Annotated in this window: 16 protein-coding genes; 3 read left to right on the top strand and 13 right to left on the bottom strand. The window is 68.8% G+C overall.

What is annotated here, in order from left to right:
* Positions 1–229: 229 nt before the first annotated feature.
* The 11 genes from DMC64_RS00325 to DMC64_RS00275 form a co-directional block, all read right to left on the bottom strand.
* Positions 230–1027, bottom strand: coding sequence for an ESX secretion-associated protein EspG (locus tag DMC64_RS00325; RefSeq protein ID WP_125731289.1), 798 nt, complete (start codon positions 1025–1027; stop codon positions 230–232).
* 270 nt (positions 1028–1297) lie between these two features.
* Entirely contained in the window at positions 1298–2629 is a 1332-nt protein-coding gene (locus DMC64_RS00320; protein ID WP_125731287.1) for a PPE domain-containing protein, read from the bottom strand.
* A 3-nt stretch (positions 2630–2632) separates the two neighbouring features.
* Positions 2633–3232 (bottom strand): DUF3558 domain-containing protein, encoded by a 600-nt coding sequence (locus tag DMC64_RS00315; RefSeq protein WP_037336135.1) that lies wholly within the window; start codon positions 3230–3232, stop codon positions 2633–2635.
* Positions 3232–3636 carry a hypothetical protein gene (locus DMC64_RS00310; protein ID WP_199754837.1) on the bottom strand — a complete coding sequence of 135 codons (405 nt, stop codon included), beginning with the start codon at positions 3634–3636 and terminating at the stop codon, positions 3232–3234. The genes DMC64_RS00315 and DMC64_RS00310 overlap by 1 nt, the downstream gene beginning before the upstream one ends.
* Before the next feature lie 155 nt (positions 3637–3791).
* Entirely contained in the window at positions 3792–4247 is a 456-nt protein-coding gene (rplI, locus tag DMC64_RS00305; protein WP_005168124.1) for a 50S ribosomal protein L9, read from the bottom strand.
* Between the two features lie 12 nt (positions 4248–4259).
* A complete protein-coding gene (gene rpsR / locus DMC64_RS00300) occupies positions 4260–4508 on the bottom strand; it encodes a 30S ribosomal protein S18 (protein ID WP_005168122.1) in 249 nt (82 codons plus the stop codon).
* A gap of 77 nt (positions 4509–4585) precedes the next feature.
* Entirely contained in the window at positions 4586–5077 is a 492-nt protein-coding gene (locus tag DMC64_RS00295) for a single-stranded DNA-binding protein (RefSeq protein ID WP_125731284.1), read from the bottom strand.
* Positions 5078–5094: 17 nt separating this feature from the next.
* Positions 5095–5415: a 30S ribosomal protein S6 gene (rpsF, locus tag DMC64_RS00290; protein WP_016338288.1), complete on the bottom strand. Its 321-nt coding sequence runs from the start codon at positions 5413–5415 to the stop codon at positions 5095–5097.
* Positions 5416–5493: 78 nt separating this feature from the next.
* Entirely contained in the window at positions 5494–6378 is an 885-nt protein-coding gene (locus DMC64_RS00285; protein ID WP_125731282.1) for a hypothetical protein, read from the bottom strand.
* Positions 6379–6478: 100 nt separating this feature from the next.
* Complete coding sequence (locus DMC64_RS00280) at positions 6479–7369, bottom strand: hypothetical protein (RefSeq protein WP_125731280.1); 891 nt, start codon at positions 7367–7369, stop codon at positions 6479–6481.
* A 124-nt stretch (positions 7370–7493) separates the two neighbouring features.
* On the bottom strand, positions 7494–8297 hold the full coding sequence (locus DMC64_RS00275; protein WP_037334151.1) for a hypothetical protein: 804 nt from the start codon (positions 8295–8297) through the stop codon (positions 7494–7496).
* A gap of 120 nt (positions 8298–8417) precedes the next feature.
* On the opposite strand from DMC64_RS00275, the gene DMC64_RS00270 reads away from it, so the two are divergent.
* The 3 genes from DMC64_RS00270 to DMC64_RS00255 all read left to right on the top strand — a co-directional run bounded on the left by DMC64_RS00270 (position 8418) and on the right by DMC64_RS00255 (position 10528).
* Positions 8418–9197 (top strand): deoxyribonuclease IV, encoded by a 780-nt coding sequence (locus DMC64_RS00270; RefSeq protein WP_125731278.1) that lies wholly within the window; start codon positions 8418–8420, stop codon positions 9195–9197.
* Positions 9198–9632: 435 nt separating this feature from the next.
* On the top strand, positions 9633–10148 hold the full coding sequence (locus tag DMC64_RS00260; protein WP_125731274.1) for a hypothetical protein: 516 nt from the start codon (positions 9633–9635) through the stop codon (positions 10146–10148).
* Between the two features lie 44 nt (positions 10149–10192).
* Positions 10193–10528 carry a hypothetical protein gene (locus DMC64_RS00255; RefSeq protein ID WP_037334159.1) on the top strand — a complete coding sequence of 112 codons (336 nt, stop codon included), beginning with the start codon at positions 10193–10195 and terminating at the stop codon, positions 10526–10528.
* On the opposite strand, the gene DMC64_RS00250 is transcribed toward DMC64_RS00255, so the two are convergent.
* A complete protein-coding gene (locus DMC64_RS00250; RefSeq protein WP_125731272.1) occupies positions 10485–12032 on the bottom strand; it encodes a glycosyltransferase family 87 protein in 1548 nt (515 codons plus the stop codon). The genes DMC64_RS00255 and DMC64_RS00250 overlap by 44 nt on opposite strands.
* A 17-nt stretch (positions 12033–12049) precedes the next feature.
* Positions 12050–13132 (bottom strand): ROK family transcriptional regulator, encoded by a 1083-nt coding sequence (locus DMC64_RS00245; protein ID WP_125731270.1) that lies wholly within the window; start codon positions 13130–13132, stop codon positions 12050–12052.
* Between the last annotated feature and the right edge of the window lie 49 nt (positions 13133–13181).

Raw genomic sequence — 13181 nt, 5'->3', positions numbered from 1 at the left:
TCACAGGTGGCCGAAACCCTGTGTACAACTTGTGGGCAACGCTGGGATGGTCTGACAAAAGTGCTGGTCAGGCCCTGTGGAGAGACTGTGGAGAACTTTATTCACCTCGCGACGGCGTGTCGGGCAAAAGTCGTCGTTCGGCGTGTCGCACGCGGGCGCACAGGGGTGCCCTGTGGATGAATGCTACGGAGGGTAGAGGGGCGACCCGCCGGGCCGAACGGGCCGCAATTCAGGACGCGAACAACCTGCCCTGTGCGCTCCGTAGTCGTTCTGCGAGAACCTGCTGGTCGGCGGGTGTGAAGGCGATCCTCGGCTCGCCACTCCCCGGTACCTCTTCGGTCAGCCAGCGGCCCTCGGTCGTATCGATGTAGTTCACCGGGCGTTCGATCCGCTGCCGCGCGCCGCTCCGGCCGCGGGCCGCGACGTAGAGGCTTCCACTCCCCAAACGGCGTAACGCGAGGATGCGGCGGAGCTCGTCGGCCTCCTGGCTCCCGGCGCTCTGCCGTCCGCTGCGAAGCACCTCGAAGCCCTCGTCCTGCGCCGTCGACGAGGAGCGTGGAGCCTCGACCTGACTCTTCGGCACGGCGATCGGACGGCCGCGTCCCGGCGCGAGCTTGGGGATCTGGTCGAGGAACTCGGTGAGCAGCTCTTCCGGCCGCACGGAGGCCAGCGCGACACCGTCGTGCTCGCTGTGCCGGGCGAGCACGAAACCCTCGCCGCCGGCGCTCCCCGCGAGCACGCTGAAGCTCAACGCCTTGCCCTCGAACCCGCCGTCGACCCAGCCGTAGTACTCCAGCGACGGCCTGGCGATCGCTTCGAGCGTCGCCTTGAAACCGGGGTGCAGTCCTCGTGCGCCGAAGAGGCCCTGACTCGCCAGTTCCTCGTTGGTCCGCTCGTCCTCGGCCCGCTGCGCGTCCTCGTCGTACCAGGTGGGGGTTTCCGACAGGATCGTGTGCGGTTCGCCGCCTCGGCGGCGGATCAGCGTGATGAGGGTGCCGGTCGTGATCGTGACCTGTTTGTCCAGCACCGGAACTGCCCCCTAGTCGTTCTGTTCGTCCAGCCCGGAACAAGACAAGCCGGGCGCGGCCCCAATCTTGGCACGCGCCCGGCCCGCTCGTGACTACTAGTCCTTCATCGGTGAACCCGCGACCGCGATCGACGTCGGCAGGGCGCGTGTTGGCACTCCCAGTCGCCTTTCGCGGTGCAGGCGCCCTGCCACCGCGATAGCGGGGCCTTGCGGCCGGGCGGGTTCACAACCGTGGCCGTATGCCGCCATAGCCGCAGCTCCGCCCCCAACTCACTCGCCGATCACCGGCGGTGCGGTGAGTTCGTCGGTTCCGAAGATCTCGTTGGGGTCGTCGCCGACGAGGAACTTGGAGCTGCGCTCCTCGTCTTCGCCGCCCTTACCCCTGGCGCCACCGGCTCCCATACCGCCCATGCCGCCCATCATTCCGCCCGCGCCGCGGCCCGCTCCGGAACCCGCGCCACCGGCGCCGCCACCCATGCCGGCGCCACCCATCGCGCCCGCGTTGCCGGGCAGGGCTGCGCCACTTCCGCCACCGGGGCCGAAGCCGCCACCAGGACCGAAGCCACCGTCCGGGCCGAAGCCGCCCGCGCCGGGGATGTCGGTGCCGCCGAAGCCGCCACCGGCGCCTCCGCCGCCACCACCCGGGCCGAAGCCACCGGCGCCGGGGATCTTCGGCGGGGTGTAGCCGGACGCGTTCGTCCCGTCGTCCCAGGACGGCGGCTTGTAGTTGCTGCCGGGGATGTTCGGGTTGTACTGCCCGCCGGGCAGGTTCGAGCCGGGCAGGTTCGACCCGGGCAGATTGCTGCCCGGAAGGTTCGATCCCGGCGTGCCGATACCCGGCATGTTCGAACCGGGGATGTTCGGGCTGGGGACACTCGGCATCCCGCCGGGCGGCATCGAACCGGGCGGCGTCGAGATGCCCGGCATGCCGTTGTTCCCGTTCCGGTCGCCCTGGCCGCTGCCGTCCTTGTCCTTGCCGTTCTTGTCCTTGCCGCCGCCGTTGACGTCGACGTTGGTGTTCTGCCCCTCCATCTTGTTGTAGGTGGGCAGCTTCTTGCCGTTCTCGGAACTGGCCTTGAAGTACTCGTTGAACGCGTCGACGTTCGCTTGACCCTTTTGGTTGTAGTCCCGGATCGCGCGGTCGGTGTCGGTGGTCCACGGGGTGATGGAGTTGAGCAGGTTGTTCTTCGGCGGTTCCTTCGGGACCTGCTGCACCTTCGCCTTCACCGTGGTGAAGGCGGTGTTCTGCTCACCGAGGTACTTGTCGGAGTCCACCAGCTTCTTGCCGGAGTCCTCCATCCACGTCCGCAGCGGATGCGCACCCGACTGCTGCGCGGCTTCGGCGCTCTTACCGGTCCAGGCGGCGTCCATCTCCTTCGACAGGTTGTCGATGGTGGTCAGCCTGTCCTGGTAGCCGGCCTTGAGCCGGGTCGCGGCGGCCTGGCCCTCCTGGATCGACCCGGTACCCGGACCGGTGACGATCTTCTCCCAGATGTTGTAGCAGTCGATCTTGCGATCGCCGCCGGACGCTTCGAAGTCGCCGGATTTCGTGGTCGCCAGGTTGTAGGCCGAATACCCGGCGATGATCGGCAGCAGGAACACGCGTCAGCCCTCCTTCAACGTCTCGATCATCGCTTCCCCCACTTTGAGCGCGACCGGGCACGGATCACTCGCGCCGGGCCCGTTGTCGTACTGCACCAGGATGTTCACGGACAGCTGGTCGGTCACGCCGACGAACAGACCGCATTTGCCGTTCTTGCGGTGGTCGAGCGACGCGGCGTACACCGCCGGGTAGCCGGCGACCTCGGTCGGCTCGAAGTACTCGTTGTTGGCCTTCGTGTCGTAGACGTCGCTCAGGCCGTTCTTGTTCGCGAGCACCGGGCTGATCTCGATCTGGTTCAGCTGGTCGTCCGCGGCGAAGATCGAGCAGCCGGGCCCGACGCTGGTGGTCCGCCGCTCGCCTTCGCCGAGACCGAGCTCGGTCCGCTTCGCCGCGGAAAGCGCGGCACAGGCGTCGCTCTCGATCGACGAGGTCTTCAACGGGTTCGACACCTTGGGCGCGGAGCCGGACGAGCCGCTCGACGCGCTGGAGGCACCGGCACCGGTCGTGTAGGACGGCTCCGAAGAGGCGGTGCCGGTCTTGGTGCCCGAACAGCCGGCGACCAGCGCGCCCGCGGCCAGGAGGAGAACGAGGGAACGTCGCATCACACGGCCTTGTGCTTGTTGAGCGAAGCCTGCGTTTCGGCCTCGTTCGTGGCGATCTTCTGCTTCGCGGCGGTCAGCTGGTCGATGTAGTTCTTGACGTATTCCTGCATCTTCTGGTTCTGCTCCAGGAACGCCTTGCCCGACGGGTTGGCCAGCTTCTCCCAGTCGCCGCTCGCGAACTCCTTGCCGGGCGCCTTGACGTTCGCCATCAGGTTCGCGTCGGCGTAGTCCCGCTTGAGCTCGGCCTGCAGATCCGTCCACTTCTTGATGATGCCGTCGATCTTGTCCTTGTCGAAGGTGAACCCGCCGCCACCTCCGCCAGCCGCCGGCTTGTCCGGGTTGGCCGGCGCGGACACCGTGACCTTCTCCTGTCGGTTCTGCTCGGCGTTGCTGTCGTAAGCCATTGCGTCCAGATCTCCCCGTGCCTCGACGTCGAGTCTCGATAATGCCTTGATCCCCAGTCAAGCTTAAGACGTGGCCTGGTGGGGTGCGGTTCCCCGTAAAACAAAGGGCGGGACACCTCCGGAATGGAGACGTCCCGCCCTTTGCCGAAGCGGTGTTACTTGGCCTTGACCTCGAGCCGCACGTCGACGCGGACGTCGGGGTGCAGACGGGCGCCGACCGAGTGCTTGCCCACGGTCTTGATGTGGTCCTTCAGCTCGATGACGCGCTTGTCGAGCAGCGGGCCACCCGCGGCCTTGATCGCGTCCACGATCTCGGCGGTGGTGATCGAACCGAAGAGCTTCTTCGAGCCCTCGGCCGCCTTGCCGCTCAGCTGGATGGCGCCGAGGCCCTCCAGGGTCGCCTTGATCTCCTTGGCGTGGTCGAGGTCGCGGATGCGACGGCTCTCCTGCGCCCGCTTGATCGTGCGCACGTTCTTCTCCGCGCCCTTGGTGGCCACGATGGCGTAGCCGCGGGGGAGCAGGTAGTTGCGTGCGTAGCCGTCCTTGACCTCGACGATGTCGCCGGGCCCACCGAGGTTGGCGACGTCGGTGGTGAGAATGATCTTCGCCATTGACGTGCCTCCTTAGCGCGCGGTCGAGGTGTAGGGCAGCAGCGCCATTTCGCGGGAGTTCTTGACCGCGATGGCGATGTCACGCTGGTGCTGGCTGCAGTTGCCGGTCACTCGACGGGCACGGATCTTCCCGCGGTCGGAGATGTACTTCCGAAGCAGGTTGGTGTCCTTGTAGTCGATGTTCTCCGGGCGGCCCTTCTTCTCGGCCTTGCAGAACACGCAGACCTTCTTCTTGGGCTTGCGGATGGGTGGCTTGGCCACGGTATTACTCCTGAATTTCTACGTAGTGGTTGTCTCGAGGCGTCTCGCGGAGCTCGCGCCCGCGGTGGATCGCCTGATCAGAAGGGCGGCTCGTCGGAGAAACCGCCGCCACCGGCGGGCGGGGCGGAGCCCCACGGGTCGTCGGCGGGCGGGGCGCTCTGGCCGCCGCCACCACCGAAGCCGCCGCCACCGCCACCGGTGCCCCGGCTGACCTTGTTCACCTTGGCGGTGGCGTAGCGCAGCGACGGGCCGATCTCATCGACCTCGAGCTCGACGACGGTGCGCTTCTCGCCTTCCTTGGTCTCGAAAGACCGCTGCTTGAGGCGCCCCTGCACGACGACTCGCGCGCCACGCGTCAGCGACTCGGCGACGTTCTCGGCCGCCTGACGCCAGATGTTGCAGCGCAGGAACAGGGCCTCGCCGTCCTTCCACTCACCGGACTGACGGTCCAGCGTGCGCGGGGTGGACGCGACGGTGAAGTTCGCGACCGCCGCACCGGAAGGGGTGAAGCGAAGCTCCGGGTCGGACGTGAGGTTGCCGATCACCGTGATGACGGTGTCTCCAGCCATCGGGAAAGTCCTTCGGCTCAGGCCTTGGCGGCGGCGGTCGCGGCGCGCTTGATCTCGCGGCGCATGACCTTGGTGCGGAGCACGGTCTCCTGCAGCGAGAGCTGACGGTCCAGCTCCTTGACCGCTTCCGAAGTCGAGTTCAGGTCGAGGAGCGCGTAGATGCCCTCGGCGTGCTTCTTGATCTCGTAGGACAGCCGGCGACGGCCCCAGACGTCGACCTTCTCGACGCTTCCGCCCGAAGTGCGGATCACGTTGAGGAAGTTGTCCAGGGTCGGGGCCACCGTACGCTCGTCGAGCGTGGGGTCCAGGATGACCATTACCTCGTAATGGCGTGACACAACCACTCACCTCCTATGGGCTCGCGGCCACGGACTGTCCGTGGCAGGAGGGTTTGTCCAGGTAAGCGTACCTGGCGGTCAGGAGACGCGACGCAGGACCCAGGTGCGGACCAGCGCGGCGGTCACGCCGGCGAGCACGAGCACCGCGAGCAGCATCGGCAGCTGGACGTCGCCGCCGGGCATGCCGTCGGTCGCGAGCGCTTCGGCGTTGCCCGCGTTGCGGACGTCCGGACCCGGTCCGGCCTGGCCGTCGGTGCCGTACTGCGGGGCACCCTCGCCCGGGAGCGGGCTGTTGGCCGGGTAGCGCACGCCCGGCGCCACCGCGACACCCGGCTGCGCGACCGGCAGGTTGCCGTAGTCGCGAGGCGGGGCGTAGCCGGTGCCGTTGCTGCCGCCGGGCAGCAGGCTCGGCGAGGCCGGGAGGCCGTTGGTGCCGCCGCCGTTGCCGCCCTGCTGCGGGGCGGTGGTGCCCGGCGTCGGCAGGGCGGGCGCGACGTAGTTCGTGGCGACCGTGGTCAGGCCGCAGCTGCCGGCGACCTTGTGCTCGATGGACTCGAGGGTCTTCTCGGGGTTGAGCCCGAGGCCCCAGGACTTGGTGTTCTTGACCGCCTGGCGCACGGCCGTGCCGATCGCCTTGCCGTCGACCGAACCGCCCGCGGCGTTCGGGACCGCGCCGACGTTGATGGTGTTGACCTTCGCGATGTCGTTCGCGGCGACGTCGTACAGCGCCAGCGTGCCCGCTTCCCGCGCGCCCGCCCGCACCAGTTCCTTGACCGAGGTGCCGGTGATCGCGACGGTGTCGCCCATCCCGCCGTTCACGGTGCCGCTGCACGCGTTCGCCAGCGTGGTGCCCGCCGCCGAGGCGGTACCCGCCGTCAGGAGCGCGCCACCGGTGACCATGGTCGCGAGTGCGGTGACGGTGAGCGCCTTGCGGGTGGTCTGCCAGATGGTGGTCTTCCGCACGGGCGCGATCCTCCGGGTCGGTGGGGCGTGAAGCAGTGCATGAGGAATCACTGCAACGGGGATAACGAGGGAGCGACCAGAAAGATACTAGGCGGTAGGACTAACTTGTAGCGGCCATTCGGCGGAGGACCCAGGTGCGCACGAGGCCCGCGCTGACTCCGGAGAGTGCCAAAACGGCGATCAGCAGCGGCAGTTTCCCGTTCTGAGTGAATCCGTCGCTCACACCCGGTAGCGCTTCCGCCTGTCCCGCATTCTGGACGTCCGGGTTGCCGACCTGGTTCTCGGTCGCGAGGCCGTACTGCGGCGCGTAACCCGGGATCTGGCCGCCGTACCGGAGGCCGGGCGACGGACTGAAGAGACCGGCCGTCGCCATCGGAATGGAGCTGTAGTCGCGCATCGGGGCGTAGCCCGTGCTGATGCCCCAGGGCAGGCCGCCGAAATTCGGGGTAAAGGTGCCGGGCAGGAGCGGGCTGTTCGCCGCCGGGATGCCGCCCGCCGGGGCGCCGCCCTGCGCGGGAGCACCCGGTCCGCCGGTCTGCGGTCCGCCGCTGCCGGGTGTTCCGGGAGCGGGTTTCCCCGGCTGGGGCTGGGTTCCGGGAGCGGGCTTGGCGCCACCACCGGTCAGCGCCTGGGTGGTGCCGGCGACCGCGCCGTTCAGCGCTTCCGCGGCGGGCGCGCCGACGACCGGGACCGGTGCGACGACGGTGTTCACGATCGTCACCGTCACCTTGCAGACCGTGCCGAGCAGCGCGTTGATCGTGCCCGTGAGCACTCCGGAGACCGGTCCGGCCTGGCCGAGGTTGAGCGGGATACCGAGCAACGGGGTCTTGCCGAGGATCGTGTCGCCGGGCTTCGCGGTCACCGAGCCGCCGCAGGTGGCGGTCTTGGTCTCCGCGGCGGCGGCCTGGCCGGGCATGGCGAGGGCGGCCGAGCCCGCGAGAATGAAGGCCGACGCACCCAGGGCGGTCGCCCTCCGTGTCCGTTCGCGCATGCCTTCGACTCCTCCGTCGTCGGGGTCACCTACCCGGATAACGACGCTAATGGAGACAAGTAACGCCCGCTCACTCGAAGAGGTCAGGCATTCGAGTGGAAGCGGGCGTCACTGACGGTGAAGGTCAGGCGGGCTTACCCCGCAGCCAAGCGCGGACCAGAGCCGCGGCGACGACGGCCAGCGCCAGCACCGCGAGCAGCAGCGGCAGCTTGGCCGGGGCGACCGGCGCCTGGACGGCCTGCGCGTTGCCGGTGTCCTTCTCGTCGACGGTGGGCGGCGGCACCTCGCCGGGGATGATCTCGGTGATCACCGGCGCCTGGACGAAACTGCCGGGGAGCAGCGCGGCGTTGCTGATCAGGCCGGCGATCGAGTCGCCGCCGATGCCGGTGGAGGAACCCGGGGCGGTCTCGACCGGGAGTTCGCTGCCCGGACCGCCGGGCTGACCCGGCCCCGGCTTCGGGGGTTCCGGCTTGGGAGGCTCCGGGTTCGGCGGTTTCGGGCCGGGCGGGATCTCCGGGACTCCCGGGATCTCCTCGACGACGCCCTGGGTCAGGTTCCCGACCGCGTTCACCGCGCCCTGCGCCGGTTTGCAGACACCCTGCGCGACGAGGTCGCCTGCCGCGTTGTCGGTGAGACCGGTCGTCTTGACCAGATCGCCGACCGGCAGCGAGAGAAGGGGCTTCCGGCCCTCGGCGGTCTTGGCCTTCGAATCGAGACCGACCGTCAGCGCCTCGGACGAACCGAGCGGGGCACCCGCGTCGAGCACGAGACCGTCGGCCGACTTTCCGTTCTGCAGCGTCGATCCGCAATCACCGGAAAGGGTCGGGCTCGGTTCCTCGGCGGCCGTCGCGGTCATCGGGAACGCGAGTCCGGCCGTGACCGAAAGCGCGAATCCCCAAGCCGTGATCCGCCCGGCAGTCTTCCCCATCGAGTTCGTCCTCCGCCCCTCAAAGACCCACGCGGTTTTAACGGAACGCGCTCACGCTACCCCACGAGCGTGACGGACTGGGGCGCGCCGGTGAGAATTGGCCAAGGGTAGTTTGCTGGCATGAAAATCGGTGCCCATGTCCGCGACGACGATCCCCTCTCCGCGGTCGCCGAACGCGACGCCGAGGTCCTTCAGTTCTTCCTTTCCGACCCGCAGGGCTGGAAGGCTCCCAAACCCCACCCGCACGGCGAAGCGATCAAGGAATCGCCGGTCGAGGTGTTCATCCACTCGCCGTACCTGATCAATGTGGCGTCGATGAACAACCGCATCCGCATCCCGTCGCGGAAGAACGTCACCCAGCACGCGAACGGCGCCGCCGAAATCGGCGCGAAAGGGCTCGTCGTGCACGGCGGCCATGTCGGTTCGGCGGAAGACGTCGAAGAAGGCCTCGTCAACTGGCGCAAGCTTTTCGAGCGGGAACAGGAAAAGGGCGGCTTCGCCGTGCCGATCCTGATCGAGAACACCGCGGGCGGCGACAACGCGATGACCCGCGACCTCGACACGATCGCCCGGCTCTGGGACAAGGTCGGCGAATTCGGCGCCGGTTTCTGTTTCGACACCTGCCACGCGTACGCGGCGGGCTGGGATTTGACCGAGGCGGTCAAGAAGGTCAAGGCCATCACCGGCCGGATCGACCTGGTGCACCTCAACAACTCGCGTGACGAATTCGGTTCCACGCGGGACCGGCACGCCAACGTCGTCGGCGGCGACGGCACGATCGATCCCGAGGTGCTGGCCGCCGTCGCGGCCGAAGCGGGTGCGCCCGTGGTCGTCGAGACCCCGGCAGACGGGCAGGCGGCGGACATCGCTTTCGTCCGGGAGCGCGTCGCGTCCGCCTGACGTCGCGGTGGTCCGAAGTCCGTGAAGGCCTCCTTGAGGGACTCTGGGTCCCTCAAGGAGGCCTTCACGGACCTGGAACACAGGGCGCGGCGTGCGCGAAGGCGTGATTCGCGTGCTCAGGCACGTGACTCGCGTGACTGGAAGCCGCACTCGGGTTGTTCCGCCTCTGATCACGCGAGTTCCGGCTTCGATCACGTGAGTGCGGTACTCGCGACGGATTGGGCAGCTGAAGTACTCGGCATGGTGTGAAGGCACTGTGACCGCTGTGCCTGCTTGTGCCCTGTGGGGTGCGTGGCGAGGACCTGGCATGTGATCAAGCCGGACCGAGGGGCTACCCGCGCGGGAGAGCGTTCCCTCTCCAGCGGGAGGGCCGGGCAAGCCGATCGAGGAAGGCTCGATTCCAGCCGGGAAACACCCGGTACTGGAGGGAAAGCCATGAAGCTCAAGGCCAAGATCGCCGCCGTCGCAGTGCTCGCCGTCGCCACGGGAACGCTGGGGGCAACCCAGGCGACGGCGGCCCAGGCCCCGCCGTCCGGCTCGGTCGTCCTCGGGTCGGCGGGCGGTCCGCTGACGTTTCCGGGCTACGAAGGCGATCCGGTCCGGTTCGACTTCGCGGCCTTCGGCGATCCCGGGAAGTCTTCCGGGCGGTTCCACGTGAATCATCTGACCAAGGACGGGAAGCCCTTCGCCGATTTCGAAGGCAAGGTCGACTGCGTCTCGCGTGACGGCGACCTCGCGATCCTGACCGGCGTGATCGAACGCGCCGACATCCCCGCGCTCCCGGTGGACCTGGTCGGGCGCCGGGTCGGTTTCTCGGTGCGGGACGTGCCGGGCGGGCACGACCGGATCGGCTGGAGCTGGGCCGTCGGCGGCTTCGACCAGGACGTTCTGCGCTGCACGGCCCCGATCCCGTTCTTCGAAACGAGCACGGGCGGCTACCTCGTGCGCTGAATCGGCTTGACCCTCTCGCCACGGGAGGGTCGAGTCTTGGCCGCATGAAGAATCGGACCGTGTACCGGGCGGAGGACGGCGAGCACGTCGGCTACGTCGTCCCCGCGCCGGAAACCCGTTGGCAGGCACTGACCGTTTTCGGCTACCCGCTCGGCGGGCCCGCCGCCTTCGACGACTCCGTCGCGTTGCTGGAGGCGGAGGGCCTGGCCATCCTTGCCGAGCGCTGGTCGGTCAGGCACGGCGAAGACTGGTTCACCTGCAGGCTGGTCGAAACCTCGCCCGAAGCCGTCGTCGTGCGGATCGAAGACTTCGGGGCCGAGGACTTCGGCAAGCACATCAGGCTCGAACGTCCTGGGCCTGAGGTGCTGAAGCGGGCTTGACCGCGCGTAGGTCGGGGGCGCCGTCGAGGAATCCGCCGATCGGATCGTCGTCCCCGGCGGCGCGGACCGGGTCTTTGCGCGGCTGGTGGATGTCGCGGATCACCAGCGCGCAAAGGCCGGCCACCGCCAGATCGCGGACCACGACGGCGCCCAGGAACCAGTCCTGGGGCAGGCCTTTGTTGTCGACGCCGAGGTAGTACATCATCCGCGGCGCCCAGACCAGCGCGTCGAGGATCATCCAGCCGAGCAGCAGCCGCCAGCGCGGGATCGCGAGTACCGCCAGCGGAACCAGCCACAGCGAGTACTGCGGGCTCCACACCTTGTTGGTCAGCAGGAACGCGGCCACCACGAGGAACGCCAGCTGGCCGAACCGCGGACGGCGCGGCGCCTTCAGCGTGACGTAGCCGATGCCGGCGCAGGCGGCGAGGAACAGCACCGCGACGACGGCGTTGAGCACGACCGGTGTCTCGCCCGTGGCGAGTTTCCCGTCGAATCCGGCCCAGCCGGAAAGGTGGGAGATCACGTTGTAGAGCGAGTCCGGGTCCATCGGACGTGCCGTGTTGAGCCGGAAGAACTCCCACCAGCCGGTCGGCGCGGCGAGCGCGAACGGGACGTTGACCACGACGAACGTCGCCACGGCGAGCCCGGCGGCGAGCGCCCACTGTTTGACCTTGCCCGCGCGCAGGCACAGGAAGAACAACGGGATGAGCAGGAGCAGCGGATACAGCTTCGCCGCCGCGCCGAGCCCGAGCAGGAAGCCCGCGACCTCGGGCCGTCGCCGCGCCCACGCGAGCAGCGCGGTCGCGGTGAACGCGGTCGCGATGGCGTCGAAGTTGGTGAAGACGTGCACCAGCACCAGCGGTGAGATCGCGACCAGCGCGGCGTCCCACGGGCGGCGTTTCAGCGATCGGCCGGTCGCCCACACCGTGACCAGCCAGGCCAGTGCGAGCCACAGTGCCGAGATGTTGAAGTACACGGCCACCGGGAGCGCACTGGGCAGCCAGCCCGCTTCCGCGACCGAGAGCCAGGCTTCGGTGAGCTTCGCGTTGATCCACTGGAACAGCCCGGTCGCCACCGGGTACTCCATGTACCGCGTGGTCTCCTTCGCCGTTCCCGCGTTTTCGGTCCACGAAGTCACGTACGGGAAGGTGTCGGAGTTGTTCAGCCGCTCGGAACTGTAGAGCGGGATGATGTCCGAGTAGCACATCGCGACGAACGGGCGGCCCGCCCGCCAGTCGAGCTGATGGGTGCCGGAGTCGTCGGTGTACTGCTGGATGCACGACGCCTTGCCGAACCACGAGAGCACCAGCGCGAGGCAGGCCAGCAGCAGCCCGACCCGCTGCGGCGACCAGAACCAGTGCCGCCCCACGGCCGCGTGCTCGCCGAGCGGGCCGCCGATCGGGCGGGTGGCCGCGGCCACGAGCGGTTCGTTCCAGCTCGGGATGACCCGCTCGCCGGGGGTGAGGGAGAGCGGAGCCTCGGGCTGGGTCGTCTGGTCGGACACGTGGCGGATGTTAGCGCCTATCCGGGTGACCACCCGGTGATGTCGCCGCTCTCGTAGAACCCGGCCAGCACCTCCGCCGCCGCGCCGAACGCCACGACGTCGTCGCCCATCTCGTCGAGATCGACCTGGATCCGTTGCCAGTGCGGCAAAGGCAGGAGTTCCCGCAGCCGCGCCGCGACGGTGTCGCGGTACACCTCGGGTGCCGCGCGGACCGACCGTCCGGTCAGCACGACACGTTCGAGGTCGAGCACCTGGACGAGGTCGGCGAGCCCGATCGCCAGCAGGCCCGCCGCTTCTTCCGTGGTCGCCGCCGCGTTGTGCAGCACCTCCACACAGCCGCGGCGGCCGCACGCGCAGCGCGGTCCGTCGAAGGCGAGCGTCGTATGCCCGAACTCGCCGGCGTTGGTCCGCGGCCCGCGATACAGCCTGCCGTCGATCAGCAGGCCGACGCCGATCCCGGTGCCGACGAGCACGACGGCGGTCGCGGCCTGGTCGCCCTCCGGCCAGTGCTGCGCGAAGGCGGCGGCGTTGGTGTTCTTGTCGAGCCGCACGGGTAGTCCGGTGCGCTTCGCGAGCAGGTCGCGCAGGGGCACGTGGTGCCAGCCCGGCATGTTCGTGGCGTCCCGGACCACTCCTTCGTGGTGATCGAGCGGGCCCACGCTGCCGACGCCGAGGCCGAGGACACCCTCGACGCCGTCGGCTAGCGCTTCGGTTGCTTCGCCGAGGGCGGAAACGGCCTGGTCAGGGGTGAATCCCGGGGGCAGCGGCCCGCCGCGCGACGCGATGATCTTCCCGGTCAGGTCGGTCATGACCACCCGGAAGGAGTCCCGGTCGAGCTGGGCGCCGAGCGCGTGCCGGGCGTTCGCGCGGACGCGCAGCAGGGTGCGTGGCTTGCCGACACCAGACGCGGGCTGGCGTTCTTCGTCCAGCAGGCCGGCTTCGAGCAGTTCGGGGACGATCTTCGAGACGGCCTGCTGGGTGAGCCGGGTGCGCTCGGCGAGTTCGACGCGGCTGAGACCGCCCGCGCGCAGGATGTGCGTGAGCAGCAGTGTCCGATTGTGCTGGCGCAGGCCGCGCAGATTGACCCCGGTCTCCGGCATAGCGCGCATCCTGCCATGACTGGCTGATTATGCAACACTGTTGTTTAAT

This window comes from Amycolatopsis sp. WAC 04197, assembly GCF_003947475.1.
GTDB classification, from domain to species: Bacteria; Actinomycetota; Actinomycetes; order Mycobacteriales; family Pseudonocardiaceae; genus Amycolatopsis; species Amycolatopsis japonica.
The sequence above is the reverse complement of the archived record's forward strand: the minus strand, read 5'-3'. Positions and strand labels throughout refer to the sequence as shown.

Excerpts from the sequence above, each read along its gene's own strand:
- DMC64_RS00315 (WP_037336135.1), bottom strand. The coding sequence starts at position 3,232 with ATGCGACGTTCCCTCGTTCTCCTCCTGGCCGCGGGCGCGCTGGTCGCC.
- DMC64_RS00310 (WP_199754837.1), bottom strand. The coding sequence starts at position 3,636 with ATGGCTTACGACAGCAACGCCGAGCAGAACCGACAGGAGAAGGTCACG.
- rplI (WP_005168124.1), bottom strand. The coding sequence starts at position 4,247 with ATGGCGAAGATCATTCTCACCACCGACGTCGCCAACCTCGGTGGGCCC.
- DMC64_RS00295 (WP_125731284.1), bottom strand. The coding sequence starts at position 5,077 with ATGGCTGGAGACACCGTCATCACGGTGATCGGCAACCTCACGTCCGAC.
- DMC64_RS00280 (WP_125731280.1), bottom strand. The coding sequence starts at position 7,369 with ATGCGCGAACGGACACGGAGGGCGACCGCCCTGGGTGCGTCGGCCTTC.
- DMC64_RS00275 (WP_037334151.1), bottom strand. The coding sequence starts at position 8,297 with ATGGGGAAGACTGCCGGGCGGATCACGGCTTGGGGATTCGCGCTTTCG.
- DMC64_RS00270 (WP_125731278.1), top strand. The coding sequence starts at position 8,418 with ATGAAAATCGGTGCCCATGTCCGCGACGACGATCCCCTCTCCGCGGTC.
- DMC64_RS00260 (WP_125731274.1), top strand. The coding sequence starts at position 9,633 with ATGAAGCTCAAGGCCAAGATCGCCGCCGTCGCAGTGCTCGCCGTCGCC.
- DMC64_RS00255 (WP_037334159.1), top strand. The coding sequence starts at position 10,193 with ATGAAGAATCGGACCGTGTACCGGGCGGAGGACGGCGAGCACGTCGGC.
- DMC64_RS00245 (WP_125731270.1), bottom strand. The coding sequence starts at position 13,132 with ATGCCGGAGACCGGGGTCAATCTGCGCGGCCTGCGCCAGCACAATCGG.